The organism is Kitasatospora sp. NBC_01287 (assembly GCF_026340565.1).
Lineage (GTDB): Bacteria > Actinomycetota > Actinomycetes > Streptomycetales > Streptomycetaceae > Kitasatospora.
This window is the reverse complement of sequence record NZ_JAPEPB010000001.1, coordinates 4,374,413-4,391,736: the sequence shown is the minus strand read 5'-3', so window position 1 is coordinate 4,391,736 and position 17,324 is coordinate 4,374,413. Positions and strand designations below refer to the sequence as shown.

General features: G+C 72.3%; 18 protein-coding genes. 7 read left to right on the top strand and 11 right to left on the bottom strand.

Annotation, left to right across the window (positions count from 1 at the left end; all coding sequences use genetic code 11):
* The first annotated feature begins 127 nt into the window (after window positions 1–127).
* Window positions 128–826, top strand: a complete 699-nt coding sequence (locus tag OG455_RS18705; RefSeq protein ID WP_266295186.1) for a TetR/AcrR family transcriptional regulator — start codon at window positions 128–130, stop codon at window positions 824–826.
* Between the two features lie 151 nt (window positions 827–977).
* A complete protein-coding gene (locus OG455_RS18700; protein WP_266295184.1) occupies window positions 978–1,598 on the top strand; it encodes a TIGR03086 family metal-binding protein in 621 nt (206 codons plus the stop codon).
* A gap of 152 nt (window positions 1,599–1,750) precedes the next feature.
* On the opposite strand, the gene OG455_RS18695 is transcribed toward OG455_RS18700, so the two are convergent.
* Both OG455_RS18695 and OG455_RS18690 read right to left on the bottom strand, forming a co-directional pair.
* Window positions 1,751–1,996 carry a DUF5302 domain-containing protein gene (locus tag OG455_RS18695; protein ID WP_266295182.1) on the bottom strand — a complete coding sequence of 82 codons (246 nt, stop codon included), beginning with the start codon at window positions 1,994–1,996 and terminating at the stop codon, window positions 1,751–1,753.
* 74 nt (window positions 1,997–2,070) lie between these two features.
* Complete coding sequence (locus tag OG455_RS18690) at window positions 2,071–2,244, bottom strand: hypothetical protein (RefSeq protein ID WP_266295180.1); 174 nt, start codon at window positions 2,242–2,244, stop codon at window positions 2,071–2,073.
* A 141-nt stretch (window positions 2,245–2,385) separates the two neighbouring features.
* Between OG455_RS18690 and OG455_RS18685 the strand changes: the two genes are divergently transcribed.
* Window positions 2,386–3,207, top strand: coding sequence for a protein phosphatase 2C domain-containing protein (locus tag OG455_RS18685; RefSeq protein ID WP_266295178.1), 822 nt, complete (start codon window positions 2,386–2,388; stop codon window positions 3,205–3,207).
* 103 nt (window positions 3,208–3,310) lie between these two features.
* On the opposite strand, the gene OG455_RS18680 is transcribed toward OG455_RS18685, so the two are convergent.
* Window positions 3,311–4,003, bottom strand: coding sequence for an SDR family NAD(P)-dependent oxidoreductase (locus OG455_RS18680; protein WP_266295176.1), 693 nt, complete (start codon window positions 4,001–4,003; stop codon window positions 3,311–3,313).
* A 141-nt stretch (window positions 4,004–4,144) separates the two neighbouring features.
* Window positions 4,145–5,026 carry an LLM class F420-dependent oxidoreductase gene (locus OG455_RS18675; RefSeq protein WP_266295174.1) on the bottom strand — a complete coding sequence of 294 codons (882 nt, stop codon included), beginning with the start codon at window positions 5,024–5,026 and terminating at the stop codon, window positions 4,145–4,147.
* A 134-nt stretch (window positions 5,027–5,160) separates the two neighbouring features.
* Between OG455_RS18675 and OG455_RS18670 the strand changes: the two genes are divergently transcribed.
* Window positions 5,161–5,811 (top strand): tetratricopeptide repeat protein, encoded by a 651-nt coding sequence (locus tag OG455_RS18670; RefSeq protein ID WP_266295172.1) that lies wholly within the window; start codon window positions 5,161–5,163, stop codon window positions 5,809–5,811.
* Window positions 5,812–5,910: 99 nt separating this feature from the next.
* On the opposite strand, the gene OG455_RS18665 is transcribed toward OG455_RS18670, so the two are convergent.
* Both OG455_RS18665 and OG455_RS18660 read right to left on the bottom strand, forming a co-directional pair.
* Window positions 5,911–6,861 carry a pirin family protein gene (locus OG455_RS18665; protein WP_266295170.1) on the bottom strand — a complete coding sequence of 317 codons (951 nt, stop codon included), beginning with the start codon at window positions 6,859–6,861 and terminating at the stop codon, window positions 5,911–5,913.
* A 159-nt stretch (window positions 6,862–7,020) separates the two neighbouring features.
* On the bottom strand, window positions 7,021–7,554 hold the full coding sequence (locus OG455_RS18660) for an SseB family protein (protein WP_266295168.1): 534 nt from the start codon (window positions 7,552–7,554) through the stop codon (window positions 7,021–7,023).
* A gap of 239 nt (window positions 7,555–7,793) precedes the next feature.
* Between OG455_RS18660 and OG455_RS18655 the strand changes: the two genes are divergently transcribed.
* Together OG455_RS18655 and OG455_RS18650 are read left to right on the top strand one after the other, a co-directional pair.
* Window positions 7,794–9,623, top strand: coding sequence for an acyl-CoA dehydrogenase (locus tag OG455_RS18655; RefSeq protein ID WP_266295166.1), 1,830 nt, complete (start codon window positions 7,794–7,796; stop codon window positions 9,621–9,623).
* Between the two features lie 225 nt (window positions 9,624–9,848).
* Window positions 9,849–11,156: a M18 family aminopeptidase gene (locus tag OG455_RS18650; RefSeq protein WP_266295164.1), complete on the top strand. Its 1,308-nt coding sequence runs from the start codon at window positions 9,849–9,851 to the stop codon at window positions 11,154–11,156.
* Window positions 11,157–11,214: 58 nt separating this feature from the next.
* On the opposite strand, the gene OG455_RS18645 is transcribed toward OG455_RS18650, so the two are convergent.
* From OG455_RS18645 to OG455_RS18635, 3 genes are all read right to left on the bottom strand, one after another.
* Window positions 11,215–13,035: an NHL domain-containing thioredoxin family protein gene (locus tag OG455_RS18645; protein ID WP_266295162.1), complete on the bottom strand. Its 1,821-nt coding sequence runs from the start codon at window positions 13,033–13,035 to the stop codon at window positions 11,215–11,217.
* 47 nt (window positions 13,036–13,082) lie between these two features.
* On the bottom strand, window positions 13,083–13,625 hold the full coding sequence (locus OG455_RS18640) for a Fic family protein (protein WP_266295160.1): 543 nt from the start codon (window positions 13,623–13,625) through the stop codon (window positions 13,083–13,085).
* A 92-nt stretch (window positions 13,626–13,717) separates the two neighbouring features.
* The gene (locus OG455_RS18635; protein WP_266295158.1) at window positions 13,718–14,134 is read right to left on the bottom strand and encodes a helix-turn-helix domain-containing protein; all 417 of its coding nucleotides are present in this window, start codon (window positions 14,132–14,134) and stop codon (window positions 13,718–13,720) included.
* Window positions 14,135–14,230: 96 nt separating this feature from the next.
* Between OG455_RS18635 and OG455_RS18630 the strand changes: the two genes are divergently transcribed.
* Window positions 14,231–15,187, top strand: coding sequence for an NADP-dependent oxidoreductase (locus tag OG455_RS18630; RefSeq protein WP_266295156.1), 957 nt, complete (start codon window positions 14,231–14,233; stop codon window positions 15,185–15,187).
* Between the two features lie 109 nt (window positions 15,188–15,296).
* On the opposite strand, the gene OG455_RS18625 is transcribed toward OG455_RS18630, so the two are convergent.
* Both OG455_RS18625 and OG455_RS18620 read right to left on the bottom strand, forming a co-directional pair.
* Complete coding sequence (locus OG455_RS18625; RefSeq protein ID WP_266295154.1) at window positions 15,297–15,890, bottom strand: GNAT family N-acetyltransferase; 594 nt, start codon at window positions 15,888–15,890, stop codon at window positions 15,297–15,299.
* Between the two features lie 119 nt (window positions 15,891–16,009).
* Entirely contained in the window at window positions 16,010–17,293 is a 1,284-nt protein-coding gene (locus OG455_RS18620; protein ID WP_266295152.1) for an adenylosuccinate synthase, read from the bottom strand.
* Between the last annotated feature and the right edge of the window lie 31 nt (window positions 17,294–17,324).

Genomic DNA, 17,324 nt, shown 5'->3' with positions numbered 1-17,324 from the left:
CCTGAGGGTCTGCGGGGTTCGGTTGCGCGGTGCCGCACCATCCGTATCAGGCCGTACCCTGACGTGAAAAGCGGCCGCTGGCCGGAGACCAGTCGCCGCTCGGTCACAGGGAAGACGGTGGTGGGCAGTGACGGATCCCACGACGCAGCCGCCGGGCGCGGGTCTCGCCGCCCCCGGGGTCGAGGTCGCGGCCGAGTCGAGTGACGGGCGGGTCCAGAAGGGCAACGAGACCCGGCGGCTGGTGCTGGCCAGAGCGGTCTCGATCGCCTCGGTCGAGGGCCTGGGCGGGCTCTCGCTCGGTCGGCTGGCGGGCGAACTGTCGCTGAGCAAGAGCGGGGTGTTCGCGCTCTTCGGCTCCAAGGAGGAGTTGCAGCTCGCCACCGTGCGGGCGGCCCAGCGGATCTACCGCGACACCGTGGTCGAGCCGGCGCGCCGGCTGCCGCCCGGGGTCGGGCAGCTGTGGGAGCTGGCGCAGCGCTGGCTGGAGTACTCGCGGACCAGGGTCTTCGCCGGCGGCTGCTTCTTCTACGCGGTCGGCGCGGAGTTCGACGCGCAGCCGGGCCGGGTGCGCGACGTGCTGGCCGAGAGCAGCGGGCGCTGGCACCGCACCGTCCTGGAGTTCTTCGAGGCCGCCCGCGCGGCCGGCCAACTGCGCGCCGACGCCGACCTGGAGCAGCTCACCTTCGAGCTGGTCGCCTTCCTGGAGTACGCCAACGCGCTGTCGCTGCTGCACGGCGACGAGGCGCCCTACGCGCGAGCCCGGCGCTCGGTGCTGCTGCTGCTCCGCTCCGAGTCGGTGGACGAGTCGCTGCTGCCGCCGCGCTGAGCCGAGGCGGGCGCAGCGGCCGTGGCGGTGCATCGGCGTGGTGCGACGGATCCTAAACTGACCGAACGATCGTGCTACCTCTGCTAGCATCCGGCGGAGCAAGGCCCAGCAGGCTCTCCCGCTCGCCGCTCAGCCGATGGAGGCACCGAACGTGACGATCCTTCTCGCCCCGGCCCACGCCCGCGCCCTGGCCCTCACCGCGCCCGTGGTGGCCGCCATCCGCCCCGAACAACTCGCCCTGCCCACCCCCTGCGTCGACTGGACACTGCGCCGGCTGCTGGAGCACGTGATCGGCCAGCAGTACGGCTTCGCGGCCGCCGCCCGCGGCCAGGGCGCGGACCTCGCGGTCTGGGCCGACCGCCCGGTCGCCACCGGCCAGGCCGGGACGCTCGCCGCGCTCGCGGCCTTCGCCGACTCCGCGCGCGAGCTCACCGAGGCCTTCGCCGCGGCGGAGGCCGCCGCCGCGACGCTCCAGCTGCCGGAGATCCTGGCCGGCCACGCCTTCCCGGCCGGCCAGGCGATCGGCTTCCACCTGTTGGACACCCTGGTCCACGCCTGGGACCTGGCGGCCGCCGTCGGCCTGCCGTTGGAGGTGCCGGCGGACCTGGCCGGGCTGCTGCTGGGGATCGCCGAGCAGGTCCCGGCCGACTCCCACGCCCGCCGCCCGGGTCGCGCCTTCGCTCCGGTCGTGCCCGCCCCGGAGGGGGCGGACGCCTTCGAGCGGGCGCTGCGGCTGCTCGGCCGCGACCCGCGCTGGCAGCCGGCCGGCTAGGGCCCGGTCGGCCCCAGCCAGGCCCCAGCCAGGCGCCGGTCCGGCCCCGGTCCGGCCCGACCGGGGCCGGGCAGCCGTGAGGGGTGGCGGCCGCACTCGCGGTCACCACCCCTCACCTGCCGCGTCAGCTGCTCACGCGCTCACCCGGTCGCTCAGCCACCGCTCTTGCGGCGGAAGGTGCGCTTGCCGCCGACCGCGCCGTGCGCTCCGTGGATCTTGGAGTCGCCGCCGGGGCCGCCGCCCGCGCCATCGCTCTTCGTGCCGTGCTTGCGCTCCAGAGCGGCCAGGAACTTCGCCTTCACATCGTCCGGCCCGGCTTCCTGGCCGGAGCCCTGCGCGTCCGCGGGCACCTCGGGGCTCTGCTCGCTCTCCACGGCTGCTGCGTCGCTGCTGCTCATACGGACCTCCTGGATGGAACGGGTGCCTGGTCGTGCTGCCTGACACTGTCCCATGCCCGGCGGCCGACATGCCGTCAGTTCCGTCGAGCGCCCCTCCCGCCCGCGCCCGCCGCACCGGCCGCGCTCCCGGTGGCCGCGTGCCGCGGTCCGTGTCCGTCGCGCCAGTTCGGTCCGCCGATGAAGTACAGCAGCGCCAGCGTCGGGAACCCGATGCTGGCCACCACCACCACGATCACTTGCCACCACATGCTGGACTCCATCCAAGATCGGGCGATATGTCTGTTATGTGACGCTAAGTGAAAATCGGGCGCCCTGCCACCGCACTCCTTACGGGCGAACCCCGTGCCGAGGGCTGTCGCCGGCACCGCCGAACGCCCCACACTGGCGGTATGCAGGTGCATCTGGCCGGTCAGCCGGCGCAACCGGGGCGGGAGAACGAGGACTTCGCCGCGGCCACCCCCGAGGCCCTGGTGCTGCTCGACGGATCGGGCTCACCGGAGGGCATGGAGTCCGGCTGCCGGCACGGCACCGCCTGGTACGCCCGCCGGCTGGGTGTGCACCTGCTCGCCCGGCTGACCGACCGCTCGGACCGGAGCATCACCGAGTGCCTGGCCGACGCGATCGTCGAGACGGCGGCCCTGCACGGCGCCCGCTGCGACCTGGCCCACCCGGGCACCCCGGCCGCCATGGTGGTCGCGGCCCGGCTGCACGGCCCCTCGCTGGAGTACCTGGTGCTGGGCGACTCGCTGCTGGTGCTGGAGCCGAAGAGCGGGCCGCCGGTGGTGATCGGCGACAACCAGCCCTTCGAGGCGGGGGAGGCGCTGCTCCGCTCGGTGGTCGAGGCCGAGCACGGCGGCGCCGAGCGTGCCGCGCTGCGGCTGCGCCACGCGCTCGCGGTGCGCGCCGTGCGCAACACCGGGCGCGGCCCGTGGATCGCCGCCGCCAGTCCGAAGGCGGCCGCGCACGCCGAGACGGGCTTCGTCCGGCTGGATTCGCTGCGCGCGCTGGCCGCGGTCACCGACGGCGCCGCCCGCTACACCGGGACCTTCGCGCTGGGCGACTGGGTGGCCGCGCTGCGGTTGCTCGCCGAGTCGGGGCCGGGGGCGCTGGTCGGCGCGGTGCGCGAGGTCGAGGCGGCCGACCCGCGGTGCGAGCTCTGGCCGCGCGGCCAGGCCCAGGACGACGCCACCGCGCTGCACGCCCTGATCTGACGCTCCGCCACCCCGTTCACCACTGAACCGGCGGTTCCGGCGGTACCGGAGGCCCGGGGTCCGCGCCGTCCCCCGCCGCAGCCGGTGGCTCCCCGCGGCCGGCTCACCAGGGGATCCTGCGCCGGTCGCGGAAGAACCCGCCGCTGGGGCCGCCGTCCGGCAGGGTGGCGGCCCAGACCACTCCCGCGGCGCCGTCGGCCACCGGGCGCCCGCCGCCGCCGCCCATGTCGGTGTTGACCCAGCCGGGGCAGACCGCGTTGACCAGGATCCGGTCCTGGCGCAGGTCGCGGGCCAGCATCAGGGTCAGCCCGTTCAGGGCGAGCTTGGTGATCGAGTACGCGGGGGTGCCCGCGCCCAGGTCGTCGATCGCGCCGGCTCCGCTGGAGACGTTGACGATCCGCGCCTGCCGCGAGGCGCGCAGCAGCGGGAGCAGCGCCTGGACCAGCTGCCACGGCCCGTACAGGTTGGTCTCGGCGGTCACCCGCACCTGGTCGAGGTCGGCGGTGGTGACCCGCTGCCAGGTGTCGTAGTTGATCGCCGCGTTGTTCACCAGCACGTCCAGCCGCCCGTACCGCTCGGCCAGGTGCGCGGCCAGCGCCTCGGCGTCCGCCGCGCTGGTGACGTCCAGTTGGTAGGCCTCGGCCCCGGCGCCGAGCCGCCGCGCGGCGGCCGCCCCCTTGGCGCCGTCCCGGGCGGTGAGCACCACCCGGTGCCCCAGTGCCGCGAGTTGGCGGCAGGTCTCCAGGCCGATCCCTCGGTTGCCGCCGGTCACCACGGCCACGGGTGCGTCGCTCATGTCCTCAGCCTGGAGCAGCCGCGCGGCACTGTCCAGCAAGAGCTGATGTTGCGTCAGGTACCGTGCGGCCCGCGGCCGGATCCGCCGCCCCGCCCGATGGCCGGGCTCCGTCGTACGCGACGAAGGGCGGGGCGGTCAGGGTCAGCCGATCTGCGCCAGTCGGGGCAGCAGGTGCTCGGCGATCTCCTCGGTGAACTCGACCGGGTTGCGGCCCTGTTCGGGCACCACCTGCAGCTCGGTGACGCCCAGCTTCGCCAGCTGCTCCGCCTCGGCCAGGAAGGTGTCCAGCTCCTCCAGCACCGGGCGGCGGCTGCACATCACGGTCTTCTCGATCGCCTCGTAGTCGCGACCCTCGGCGGCGCAGTGCGCCCGCAGCACGTCCAGCTTGTGGGCGACCTCCACGACCCCGGTGCCGAACAGGTTGCACGCGTCCGCGTACTTCGCCACCAGCCGCAGCGTCTTCTTCTCGCCGCTGCCCCCGATGATGATCGGCGGACGCGGGCTGCGCAGCGGCCGCGGCACGCAGAGCGTCTCGGCCAGCTGGTAGTACCGGCCCTCGAACGGCCCGTTGTCGTCGCTCCACATCTGCAGGCAGATCCGCAGCGTCTCCTCCAGCCGCTCGAAGCGCTCGCCCATCGGCACCACCGGCACCCCCAGCGCGCGCTTCTCCCGCTCGTACCAGGAGGCCCCGATGCCCAGTTGGGCCCGCCCGCCGGAGAGCACGTCCAAGGTGGTGACGATCTTCGCCAGCAGCCCCGGGTAGCGGTACATGACCCCGGTGACCATCAGGTTGAGCTGCATCCGGGCCGTCACCGCGGCCACGTAGCCGAGGGTGGTGTAGCCCTCCAGCATCGGCTCCTCGGCGGTCGAGTGCGGGGTCATCATCTGGAAGTAGTGGTCCATCACGGTGAACCGCGAGACCCCCGCCTGCTCGGCGACGGCGGCGGTCCGCGCGAGCGTCGGGGCGATCAGGGCCGGGTCCTCGGGCGTCGAGTACTTCCAGTAGTGCAGGCCGAGCTTCATCCAGGTACTCCCAACGGGGGCGGAGTGGTGGTCGTCAGCGGGGTCGACGCTACCGCGCCCGGGCCGGGGACATGCCCGAGCACCGCACTGACCGATCATCACAATCCGTTGGCCAGGCTCGATATGATCATCACATGACGACGGACGCACGGATCAAGGACGCCGAACTCCGCTACGAGCAGGCGGTCTTCGGTGGTGACCACGACGCCATCGCGCCGGCCGAACTGGGCCTCGACGCGGTCGAGGCGGACCTCGCCCTCGCCCGCGGACGCCTGGTCCACGCCCGCTTCCTGGCGGATCGCGCCGCCGACCCGGCCGAGTTGGAGCTCTTCGAGCGCGCGGCCGAGCTGTACGGGCGGCTGGGCGATGAGCGGGGTGAGGGCGAGGCGCTCTTCTGGGTCGGCACCTACCACCAGGTGGTCCGCGACGACAACGAGCGTGCCCTGCCCGCCTTCGAGCGCGCGCTCGACCTCGCCACCAAGGCCGGCGACACGCTGACGACGTCCTACGCCCTGCGCCACCTCGGTTTCGCCGAGCACATGGCCGACCGCCTCGACGCGGCCCGCTCCTTCTTCGAGGAGTCGACCCGGCTGCGCCGGGAGCTGGGCTTCCTGCCCGGTGTCGCCGCCAACCTGATCGGTCTGGCCTATCTCGCCGCCCAGCAGGACCGGCGGGCCGACGCGGCGGCCCTACTGGCCGAGGCGGAGGAGCTGGCCGAGCGCACCGCCTCGCACGGCGTGCTGCGCTGGGTGGCGGGCGCCCGGGACGAGCTGGACCTGCGCTGAGGCGGCCGCGCGAACCGGCGGCACGGCCGGAGGCACCGGAGACCGGGTCTCCAGTGCCTCCAGCGCGCCACTGCTCCAGTGCCTCCGGCCGTCCGGCGCTCAGGCAGCCGGGATGGTCCCCAGGCGGCCGGCCTGGAAGTCCTCCATCGCCTGCTGCAGCTCGCGGTGGCTGTTCATCACGAACGGGCCGTAGTGCGCGACCGGCTCGCGGATCGGCAGGCCGCCGAGCAGGACCACCTCGAAGGTGTCGCTGCGCGAGTCCTGGGTGTCGTCGGCCCGGATGGTGAGGGAGTCGCCCTCGCCGAAGACGACGGCCTGGCCCAGGTGGAACGGGCGCCGCTCCTCGCCCGCGGAGCCGCTGCCGGCCAGCCCGTACGCCAGGCCGTTGAAGTCGGCCCGCCAGGGCAGCGTGACCTCGGCGCCGGGGTTCACGGAGACGTGGATCATCGTGATGGGCGTGTGCGTGGCGCCGGGGCCCTGGTGGCCCGCGAGGTCACCGGCGATGAGCCGCAGGAGCGCGCCGCCGTCCGCCGAGGCGAGCAGCTTCACGCTGCCGCCGCGGATGTCCTGGTACTTCGGCGCGATCATCTTGTCCGCGGCGGGCAGGTTCACCCAGAGCTGGAGCCCGTGGAAGAGGCCGCCGGACATGACCAGCGACTCCGGCGGGGTCTCGATGTGCAGCAGGCCGGAGCCGGCCGTCATCCACTGGGTGTCGCCGTCGGTGATCACGCCGCCGCCGCCGTGCGAGTCCTGGTGCACGAAGGTGCCGTCGATGATGTAGGTCACCGTCTCGAAGCCGCGGTGCGGGTGCCAAGGGGTCCCCTTCGGCTCCCCGGCCGCGTAGTCCACCTCGCCCATCTGGTCCATCATGATGAACGGGTCCAGGTACTTCTGGTTGATCTTCGCGAAGGCGCGGCGGACCGGGAAGCCCTCGCCCTCGAAGCCGCTGAGCGCGGTCGAGACGGCCAGCACCGGACGCGGCCGGGAGCCTTCGGCGGGGGCCGCGAGGCGCGGCAGGACGAGCGGGTTCTCGACAGTCACGGCGGGCATGTCGGCCTCCTTCTGGGGTGCTTGGCCTACAACCCAGAGATTAGTTCAATGCTCAACAAGAAGCAAGTTGAAAGTTCAACCATGATGTCGGAGCTCGGCTCCGGAGGGGGGAGAAGGGGGTGGTGGCGGACGCCGGTCCCGCGGCTGGCGGGGTGGGGCTCAGCCGTACATCCGGCGCATGGTGAAGTCCACCATCTGCTCGACCGCCTTGGCGTCGAAGACCATCCGGTGCTCGCCCTCCATGTCCAGGGCGAAGCCGTAGCCGGTCGGCAGCAGGTCCAGCACCTCGGCGCCGGAGACGCTGAAGTACTTGGACTCCTTGCCCGCGTACCGGCGCAGCTCCTTGAGCGAGCTGAACATCGGGATCACCGGGGTCGGCGTGTTGTGCAGCGCCAGGAAGCCGGGGCGCTCACCGCGCGGGCAGTGCACCTTGGAGGTGATGAAGATCGCCTGGAAGTCCTCCACCGGCATCGAGCCCGTGGTGAAGGCGCGCACGGCGTCGGCGAGCGAGGGGGGCGAGGGCTCGGGGTAGAGCGACTGGCCGGCGGCCTGCTGCTCGCCGTAGCCGGCGCCGCCGCCGGCCGGTGCGCCGTAGCCCTGCTGCCCGTACATGCCGCCCATGCCGGGCTGCCCCGCCTGCTGGTAGGGGTCGCCCGGGTAGCCGCTGTTCGCGCTCTGCTCATAGCCGTACACACGGACAGGCTAGCGAACCAGGGGTGCCTCGCGGGGCGGCCGAACCGGACAAGGTGGGGTGGGATGGCCCTGTGGGGACCTGACGGTCGCGGCGGCACGACGTGACTACGTTCACGTCGGTTTCACAGGGAAAGACTTGAAGAAGTTACTAACCGGTAGCATCATGATGTCTACTGGCGGGTAAGGGGCGTCCACGCATCATACGGCGCACCCGGAAGCGACGAACCGGAGAAACGGTCATGGGTCACTACAAGTCCAACCTGCGGGACGTGGAGTTCAACCTCTTCGAGGTGCTCGGCCGCGACCAGGTGTACGGCACCGGTCCGTTCGCCGACATGGACGTCGACACCGCGAAGAGCATCCTGAGCGAGATCTCGCGCCTGGCCGAGAACGAGCTGGCCGCCTCCTTCGTCGACGCCGACCGCAACCCGCCGGTCTTCGACCCGGAGACCAACACCGCGCCGGTCCCGGCCACCTTCAAGAAGAGCTACGACGCGTACATGGACGCGGAGTGGTGGCGGCTGGGCATCCCGGCCGAGATCGGCGGCCAGGTCACCCCGTCCTCGCTGATCTGGGCCTACGCCGAGCAGATCCTCGGCTCCAACCCCGCCATCTGGATGTACTCCTCCGGTCCGGCCTTCGCCGGCGTCGTCTTCGACGAGGGCACCGAGGAGCAGGCCAAGATCGCCAAGCTGATGACCGAGCGGCTCTGGGGCGCCACCATGGTGCTGACCGAGCCGGACGCGGGCTCCGACGTGGGCGCCGGGCGCACCAAGGCGATCAAGCAGGAGGACGGCTCCTGGCACATCGAGGGTGTGAAGCGCTTCATCACCTCGGGCGAGCACGACATGTCCGAGAACATCATCCACCTGGTGCTGGCCCGCCCCGAGGGCGGCAAGCCCGGCACCAAGGGCCTGGGCCTCTACATCGTCCCCAAGTTCGACTTCGACTGGGAGACCGGCGAGCTGGGCGAGCGCAACGGCGCCTACGCCACCAACGTCGAGCACAAGATGGGCCTGAAGGCCTCGAACACCTGCGAGATGACCTTCGGCGCCAAGCACCCGGCCAAGGGCTGGCTGGTCGGCGAGACCGTCGACGGCATCCGCCAGATGTTCAAGATCATCGAGTTCGCCCGGATGATGGTCGGCACGAAGGCCATCGCCACCCTCTCCACCGGCTACCTGAACGCGCTGGAGTACGCCAAGGAGCGCGTGCAGGGCGCCGACATCGCCAACTTCCTGGACAAGAACGCCCCGCGCGTCACCATCACGCACCACCCGGACGTCCGCCGCTCGCTGCTGACCCAGAAGGCCTACGCCGAGGGCATGCGCGCGCTGGTGCTCTACACCGCCTCGGTCCAGGACGACATGCTCGCCGCCCGCCTGCGCGGCGAGAAGGACGAGGCCGCCGAGCGCCTGAACGACCTGCTGCTGCCGATCGTCAAGGGCTACGGCTCGGAGAAGTCTTACGAGCAGCTCGCCCAGTCGCTGCAGACCTTCGGTGGCTCCGGCTTCCTGCAGGAGTACCCGATCGAGCAGTACATCCGGGACGCCAAGATCGACACCCTCTACGAGGGCACCACCGCGATCCAGGGCCTGGACTTCTTCTTCCGCAAGATCGTCAAGGACGGCGGCCAGGCGCTCACCGCCGTCTCCGAGCAGATCCAGAAGTTCCTCGGCGCCGGTGAGGGCGGCGACGCCCTGGCCGCCGAGCGCGAGCTGCTCGGCAAGGCCGCCGGCGACCTGGAGGCGATCGTGGGCAAGCTGCTCGCCGACCTCTCGGCGGTCGAGCAGGATGTGAAGAACATGCACAAGGTGGGCCTCAACACCACCCGCCTGCTGCTGGTCTCCGGTGACGTGGTGGTCGGCTGGCTGCTGCTGCGCCAGGCCGCCGTCGCGTTGGCCAAGATCGAGGCCGGCGCCACCGGCAAGGAGCTCTCCTTCTACCAGGGCAAGGTCGCCGGCGCCCAGTTCTTCGCGCGCAACATCCTGCCGACGGTCAGCGCCCAGCGCCTGATCGCCGAGGGCATCGACCTGGACGTCATGGAGCTGGCCGAGGACGCCTTCTGATCCGTCCGCTCCCGCAAACCGCCTGACCAACCCTCAGCACCGTGGGGCCCGCGCAACCGCGCGGGCCCCACGGTGCTTTGCGTGGACGGCGGGACGGCCGCCGGTGCTCCTGGCCCGGGCCCGGACCAATACCAACTCTTGACCGTTCTGTCGGTGTACGGGCATATGCTCGGGTGGGAGGCCCCTCCCCACCGGCTCTCCGCATTCCCTCGACTCAGGAGCAGCATGTCGACCGCCGACCGACCGGTCTACTTCGACCGGACCCACACCGACGACCTGATCGCGTATCTGGCCGCCGCCCCGTCGCCGTTCCACGCGGTGGCCGGTGCGGCGGAGCGCCTGGAGAAGGCGGGCTTCAAGCAGGTCGCCGAGACCGAGGCGTGGGAGGGCACGGCCGGCGGGCGATACGTCATCAGGGGCGGCGCGCTGATCGCCTGGTTCGTCCCCGAGGGAGCCGGACCGGCCACGCCCTACCGGGTGGTCGGCACCCACACCGACTCGCCCAACCTGCGGGTCAAGCCGCTGCCGGACACGGGCAGTGCCGGCTGGCGCCAGGTGGCCGTGGAGATCTACGGCGGGGTGCCGCTCAACACCTGGCTCGACCGGGATCTGGGGCTCTCCGGCCGGCTGGTGCTGCGCGACGGGACGACCCGCCTGGTGCAGCTGGACGAACCGCTGCTGCGGGTGCCGCAGTTGGCGATCCACCTCGACCGGCAGGTCAACGACGGGCTGAAGCTGGACAAGCAGCGGCACCTGACCCCCGTCTGGGGGCTCGGCCAGGTGGACGAGGGTGGCCTGATCGCCTACGTCGCCGAGCGCGCCCAGGTGGACGCGAGTGAGGTGGTGGGCTGGGATCTGATGACCCATGACGTCCAGCCGCCCTCCTACCTCGGCCGGGACCGCGAGCTGCTGGCCGCGCCGCGGCTGGACAACCTGCTCTCGGTGCACGCGGCGACCGCGGCGCTGGCCGCGGTGGCCACCGGGGCGGGTGCCGACCAACTGCCGTACATCCCGGTGCTGGCCGCCTTCGACCACGAGGAGACCGGCAGCGAGTCGGACACCGGCGCGCAGGGCCCGCTGCTCGGCAACGTGCTGGACCGCAGCGTCTACGCGCGCGGCGGCACCGCCGAGGACCGGGCCAGGGCCCTGGCCGGCACCGTCTGCCTCTCCTCGGACATGGGGCACGCCGTCCACCCCAACTACAGCGAGCGGCACGAGCCGGGGCACCAGCCGGTGCCCAACGGCGGCCCGATCCTCAAGGTCAACGTCAACAACCGCTATGCCACCGACGGCGTGGGCCGGGCGGTCTTCGCCCAGGCCTGCGAGCGGGCCGGGGTGCCGTGGCAGACCTTCGTCTCCAACAACGCGATGCCCTGCGGGACCACCATCGGCCCGATCACCGCGGCCCGGCTCGGCATCACCACGGTGGACTGCGGGATCGCCGCGCTCTCCATGCACTCGGCGCGCGAGCTGTGCGGCGCCGACGACCCGTTCCTGCTGGCCTCGGCGCTCAAGGCCTTCCTGGAGGGCTGACGCCCCGTCAACGCCGAGGGGGGCCGGGTCACCGACCCGGCCCCCTCCTGGTGCCCGGTTACTCCAGGCCGGCCAGCACCAGCGGCAGCCGGCTCGCGCCGCCGGCCACCAGCTTCACCGGCACGCCCCAGTCCTGCTGGTGCACGTGGCAGGCCGGGTACTCGATCGCCGGGTCGTCGTCGCAGGACGCCGCCATCGCCGAGACGTGCAGCACGCCCTCGGTCAGCTCGGTGGAGAGCACCAGCTCGCGGGAGAGCGCGGTGTCCGCGCCCGCGCCGGAGACCAGCAGCTCGGGCGGGGTCGCGCTGACCAGCAGCCGGGTCGAGGGACCGTAGCGCTCGTCCAGCTTCTGGCCGCTGGGGGCGCTGAAGACCACGTCCAGCCGGAGCGTGCCCGGGGCCACCTCGGTGGCGGCGCGCCGGGTGCGGTGCGCCACCGACTCCACCCGCACCGCCTCCTCGGGCAGCCGCAGCCGGGTCAGCCGGTGCCGGGCCGACTCCACCACCACGATGTCCCCGTCGACCAGCACCGCCCCCGAGGGCTCGCGCAGGTCGGTGGCCAGCGTGCTGACCTCGCCGCTCGCCGGGTCGAAGCGGCGCAGCGCGTGGTTGTAGGTGTCGGCGATCGCCACCGAGCCGTCCGGCAGCACGGTGACGCCCAGCGGGTGCTGCAGCAGCGCCTGCCCGGCCGCGCCGTCCCGGTGGCCGAAGTCGAAGAGCCCGGTGCCGACGGCCGTGTGGACGGCCCCGGTCCCGCGGTCGACCCAGCGCAGCGCCGAGGTCTCGCTGTCCGCGACCCAGAGCCGCTCGCCGTCCGCCGAGACCGCCAGGCCCGAGGGCTGGGCGAACCAGGCCTCGGCCACCGGCCCGTCCACCAGGCCCTCGTTGGTGGTGCCGGCCGCGACCCCGACGGTGCCGGCCGCCGGGTCGAAGGCCCACAGCTGGTGCACCCCGGCCATGGCGATCCACACCTTGCCGTCGAACCAGGCGACGTCCCACGGCGAGGAGAGGTCCACCTCACCGGCCGGCCCCTCGGTGGGCGAGCCCTGCCACCACTGCTTGCCGGTGCCGGCCAGCGTGGTCACCGTGCCGTCCGCCAGCCGCACCCCGCGCAGCGCGTGGTTGACGGTGTCGGCCACCACCACGTCGTAGCCCAGGTCCAGCCCCGCCGGAACCAGCGCCAGCCCCTGCGGCTCGCTGAACCGCGGCGCGGCCCCGTCCACCAGGCCGCGGGTGCCGTCGCCGATCCGCCGCAGCACCGTCTCGCCGTCCTCGGCCAGTTCGACCAGCGTGTGGTGCCCCGAGTCGGCCACCAGGAAGTGGCCGTCGGGCAGCCGCACCGCCTTGCCGGGGAACTTCAGCGCCCCCGCCACCGCCTCGGGCGCGACGTACGGGCCGTCGCCGCGCCGCAGCGTCCCCTTCGCCGCGTGCTCCGCCTCCAGCTCCTCGACCAGCCGCTCGATCGCGTGCGCGTGCCCCTCCCCGGCATGCTGCGCGACCACGTACCCCTCGGGGTCGATCACCACCAGCGTCGGCCACGCCCGCACCGCGTACTGCTTCCAGGTGGCCAGCGCCGGATCGTCGAGCACCGGGTGCTCCACCTCGTACCGCGCCACCGCGTCCACCACGGCCCGGTGGTCGGCCTCGTGCACGAACTTGGGCGAGTGCACCCCGACGATCACCACCGTGTCGCGGTGCTTCTCCTCCAACTCGCGCAGTTCGTCGAGGACGTGGAGGCAGTTGACACAGCAGAAGGTCCAGAAGTCGAGGATGACGATCTTGCCCCGAAGATCGACGAGGGTCAGGTCCTTGCCACCGGTGTTGAGCCAACCACCGGCGCCGACCAGTTCGGGAGCGCGTACGCGTGCACGGGAAGCCATGGTCCAATCAAACCGCACGACACCTGCCTGCATTCCGGAGCCGGGTGTCATGCCGTGGCGCGGGACCTGCGCTGATGTTTGGCGGCCTTGTAGGCCGCGACGGACTTGCGTGACGAGCGCCAGACCCCGTCGGTTCCCTGGACGGCGTTCAGACCACCACGCTGGGCCGCCTGCCGGAGCGCTGCAAGTGACAGCTCTTCATCGACAAGCGCGGCGAGCGGGACCATCCTGGCAGGGCCGGCCACGTTGGGAACGACGAAGCGGTTGAGATTGTCTTCCATCGCCCTGGCGATCAGCTCGCCGAGGGCGCCGCAGTCTCCTGCGTTGGCCCTACGCAACGCGGTCAGGTACGCGTCCCGCTGCCGCTTGAAGATGATGATCGGCGGATACCCGAGGCGGACGAGGACAAGGTTCATGACCAGTCGCCCGGTTCGGCCGTTGCCATCGAGGAACGGGTGGATTCGCTCGAACTGGTTGTGGATGCGGGCCGGTTCCTCGGGAAGCGGCCGCCCGGGATCCGCGCTCTTCTCGATCGGCCGGCCAAGGGCGCAGACCTCGGCCACCCACTGCTCGGGCGCGTACGCGTGCACGGGAAGCCATGCTGACCTGGTAGCACCGTGAAGATGGATCGGTGCGACCGTCAGGGCGCATCCGGGGGCGGCCCCGCACGCGACGGGCGGAGTCAGGCGGTGGTGGAGACCAGCGCGGTGGCGGCTCGGCGCCGCAGTTCGGTGACGCCCGGGGCGGCGTGGTGGGTGTCGTAGGCGAGCCGGTTGGCCTCGACGGCCGGCTGGTGCTGGTCGATCCAGTCGCGGATGGCGTCCAGCGGGCGGGCCAGGCTGCGGCCGAGCGGGCTGAGCTCGTAGCGGACCCGCAGCACCGGGCCGCCCAGCACGGTGCGGGTGATCAGGCCGTCGCGCTCCAGGCTGCGCAGCTTCTCGGTGAGGATCTTGCGGCTGATGTCGCCGATCCGGCGGTGCAGGTCGCCGTAGTGGGCGGGGCCCTGCTGCAGGGTGACCAGCAGGAGCGCCGACCAGCGGTCGCCGAGGCGGTCCAGCAGCGGGCGGCAGGGGCAGGGGTCCTGGTCGAGCTCGTTCATGATCGTGGCAACCGCCCGGCTCGCCGGCGCTATTCCGGGCAGGTACCCCGAGGTGCCGTCTGGCCGCCCGATGGCGGGCCGCCGCAGGCTGAGGGCATGACGAAGCAGATGAACACGCTGACCCAGGACGTCTACGGCGGCCCCGAGGTGCTCCGCATCGCCCGCACCGACCGGCCGGCGCCCGAACCGACCGAGGTGCTGGTGCGGGTGCACGCGGCCGGGGTCAACCCGGTGGACGTGAAGACCAGCAGGGGCGAGGGGCTGGCCTGGTACTACGGCGAGCCGCCCTACACGCTGGGCTGGGACGTCAGCGGCACGGTCGAGGAGGTCGGCTTCGGGGTCACCACGCTCGCGGTGGGCGACGAGGTGCTCGGGATGCCGAAGTTCCCCCGGCTGGCCGGCGGCTTCGCCGAGTACGTCACCGCGCCCTCGCGCCACTGGGTGCGCAAGCCCGCCGTGCTGGGCCACGCCGAGGCGGCCGCGCTGCCGCTGGCCGGGCTGACGGCCTGGCAGATCATCGTGGACACCGCCGAGGTGGCGCCCGGTCAGCGGGTGCTGGTGCACGCGGCGGCCGGCGGGGTGGGCCACCTCGCGGTCCAGATCGCCAAGGCCAGGGGCGCCTACGTGATCGGGACGGCGCGCGCGGCCAAGCACGACTTCCTGCGCGAGCTGGGCGCGGACGAGGTGCTGGACTACACCGAGGCGCCCTTCGAGGAGCGGGTGGGCGACCTCGACCTGGTGGTGGACAACATCGGCGACCCCGAGCACCAGCTGCGCTCGCTGCGCACCGTGCGCGAGGGCGGCCTGGTGGTGGCGGTGCCGGGTGGGGCCGATCCGGCGGCGGCCGAGCGGGCGCGGGCCACCGGGAAGCGGATCACCGGCGTGCTGGTCGAGCCGGACCTGCTCGGGCTGCGCGGGCTGGTGGAGCTGATCGAGGCCAAGCTGCTGCGGATCGAGGTGGCCGCCGAGCTGCCGCTGGCGCGGGCGGCCGAGGCCTTCGAGCTGGTGGCCTCGGGGCGTACCCGGGGCAAGGTGGTGCTCACCCTGGGGTGACCGCGGGCGGCGCCGATCCGACGGCGAGCGGCGCGGTTCATCCCGCGGCGAGCCGCGCCCCTCACCCCGCGGCGAGCCGCGCCCCTCACCCCGCGGCGAGCCGCGCCCCTCACCCCGCGGCAAGCCGCTCGGTCAGTCGCCGCTTCGCAGCCGGCCACTCGTCGGCCAGCATCGAGAAGTACACGCTGTCCCGCCAGCTGCCGTCCGGCCGCTGCTTGGCCCGGCGGAAGGTGCCCTCGTGCCGCGCGCCGAGCCGCAGGATCGCGTTCCGCGAGCGCTCGTTGAGGTGGTCGGTCTTCCACATCACCCGGCCCATGCCCAGCTCCTCGAAGGCGTGGGTCAGCAGCAGCAGCTTGGCCTCGGTGTTCAGCGCGGTGCGCCAGACCGAGCGGGCGTACCAGGTGCCGCCGATCTCCACCCACTCGTTGGCGGGGCTGGCGTCGTAGAAGCAGGTGATGCCGACGGCCTGCCCGGTGCCCGCCTGGATGACGACGAACGCCTCGCAGCCCGGCGTGGCCAGGTAGCCCTCGACGATCCCGGCCATGTCCTGCTCGGTCCGCGGGGTGGGGAAGGTGAGCCAGCGGAACACCTCCTCGTCCTGCCCGGCGGCCCGGAACAGGTCAGGGACATGGGCCCGGCCGAGCGGCTCCAGATGGACGTGGCTGCCGGTGAGGGTGACGGGGGCGGGAGTCTTGGCGGTCATGATCGAGACGGTACAGCGACAGTGCACTAGCTGCAATGCGTTCTTGCACTAGTGCAAATACTTCCGGAAACGCAGCGGCCCCGCACCATCGAGGTGCGGGGCCGCTTCGTCGACGTTCGTCAGATGAACGAGTTGATCTGGATCGTCTCGGTCCGGCCCGGGCCGACGCCGATCGCCGAGATCGGCGCGCCGGACATCTCCTCCAGCGCCTTCACGTAGGCCTGCGCGTTCTTCGGCAGGTCGGCGAAGGTCTGCGCCTTGCTGATGTCCTCGGTCCAGCCGGGCAGGTTCTCGTAGATCGGCTTGGCGTGGTGGAAGTCCGACTGGTTGTACGGGAGCTCCTCGACCCGCTTGCCGTCGATCTCGTACGCCACGCAGACCGGGATCTGCTCCCAGCCGGTCAGCACGTCCAGCTTGGTGAGGAAGAAGTCGGTCAGGCCGTTGACCCGGGTCGCGTAGCGCGCGATCACCGCGTCGAACCAGCCGCAGCGGCGGTCGCGCCCGGTGGTGACCCCGCGCTCGCCGCCGATCCGGCGCAGCGCCTCGCCGTCGGCGTCCAGCAGCTCGGTCGGGAACGGGCCCGAGCCGACCCGGGTGGTGTAGGCCTTGAGGATGCCGATCACCCGGTCGATCTTGGTGGGGCCGATGCCGGCACCGGTGCAGGCGCCGCCCGAGGTCGGGTTGGACGAGGTGACGAACGGGTACGTGCCGTGGTCCACGTCCAGCAGGGTGCCCTGGCCGCCCTCCAGCAGCACCACCTTGTCCGCCTTCAGCGCCTGGTCGAGCACCAGCGTGGTGTCGGCCAGGAACGGGCGGATCTGCTCCGCGTAGCCCAGGTACTCCTGGACGACCAGGTCGGCGGGCATCGCGCGGCGGTTGTACAGCTTGACCAGGATCTGGTTCTTGTCGTGCAGCGCGGCCTCGACCTTCTGCTGCAGGATCGACTCGTCGAACAGGTCCTGGACCCGGATGCCGATCCGGTTGATCTTGTCGGCGTAGGCCGGGCCGATGCCGCGCCCGGTGGTGCCGATCTTGCGCTTGCCGAGGAAGCGCTCGACCACCTTGTCCAGGGTGCGGTGGTACGGCGTGATCAGGTGGGCGTTGCCCGAGATCAGCAGCTTGGAGGTGTCGATGCCGCGCTCGTTCAGGCCCTCCAGCTCGGAGAGCAGCACACCCGGGTCGATCACCACGCCGTTGCCGATCACCGGCACGACGTTGGGGCTGAGGATGCCGGAAGGCAGCAGGTGCAGCGCGTACTTCTGGTCGCCGATGACCACCGTGTGACCGGCGTTGTTGCCGCCCTGGTAGCGGACGACGTAGTCGACGGAGCCGCCGAGGAGGTCGGTGGCCTTCCCCTTGCCCTCGTCTCCCCACTGAGCGCCAACGAGCACGAGTGCCGGCACAGGCGTACACCCCTTCCGGTTGGGGCATCCT

What these genes read in the sequence shown, in the direction of transcription:
- OG455_RS18630 (WP_266295156.1), top strand. Translation starts at nt 14,231, where the DNA reads ATGACGAAGCAGATGAACACGCTGACCCAGGACGTCTACGGCGGCCCC.
- OG455_RS18690 (WP_266295180.1), bottom strand. Translation starts at nt 2,244, where the DNA reads ATGTGGTGGCAAGTGATCGTGGTGGTGGTGGCCAGCATCGGGTTCCCG.
- OG455_RS18670 (WP_266295172.1), top strand. Translation starts at nt 5,161, where the DNA reads ATGACGACGGACGCACGGATCAAGGACGCCGAACTCCGCTACGAGCAG.
- OG455_RS18695 (WP_266295182.1), bottom strand. Translation starts at nt 1,996, where the DNA reads ATGAGCAGCAGCGACGCAGCAGCCGTGGAGAGCGAGCAGAGCCCCGAG.
- OG455_RS18665 (WP_266295170.1), bottom strand. Translation starts at nt 6,861, where the DNA reads ATGCCCGCCGTGACTGTCGAGAACCCGCTCGTCCTGCCGCGCCTCGCG.
- OG455_RS18655 (WP_266295166.1), top strand. Translation starts at nt 7,794, where the DNA reads ATGGGTCACTACAAGTCCAACCTGCGGGACGTGGAGTTCAACCTCTTC.
- OG455_RS18675 (WP_266295174.1), bottom strand. Translation starts at nt 5,026, where the DNA reads ATGAAGCTCGGCCTGCACTACTGGAAGTACTCGACGCCCGAGGACCCG.
- OG455_RS18635 (WP_266295158.1), bottom strand. Translation starts at nt 14,134, where the DNA reads ATGAACGAGCTCGACCAGGACCCCTGCCCCTGCCGCCCGCTGCTGGAC.
- OG455_RS18680 (WP_266295176.1), bottom strand. Translation starts at nt 4,003, where the DNA reads ATGAGCGACGCACCCGTGGCCGTGGTGACCGGCGGCAACCGAGGGATC.
- OG455_RS18645 (WP_266295162.1), bottom strand. Translation starts at nt 13,035, where the DNA reads ATGGCTTCCCGTGCACGCGTACGCGCTCCCGAACTGGTCGGCGCCGGT.
- OG455_RS18650 (WP_266295164.1), top strand. Translation starts at nt 9,849, where the DNA reads ATGTCGACCGCCGACCGACCGGTCTACTTCGACCGGACCCACACCGAC.
- OG455_RS18685 (WP_266295178.1), top strand. Translation starts at nt 2,386, where the DNA reads ATGCAGGTGCATCTGGCCGGTCAGCCGGCGCAACCGGGGCGGGAGAAC.
- OG455_RS18625 (WP_266295154.1), bottom strand. Translation starts at nt 15,890, where the DNA reads ATGACCGCCAAGACTCCCGCCCCCGTCACCCTCACCGGCAGCCACGTC.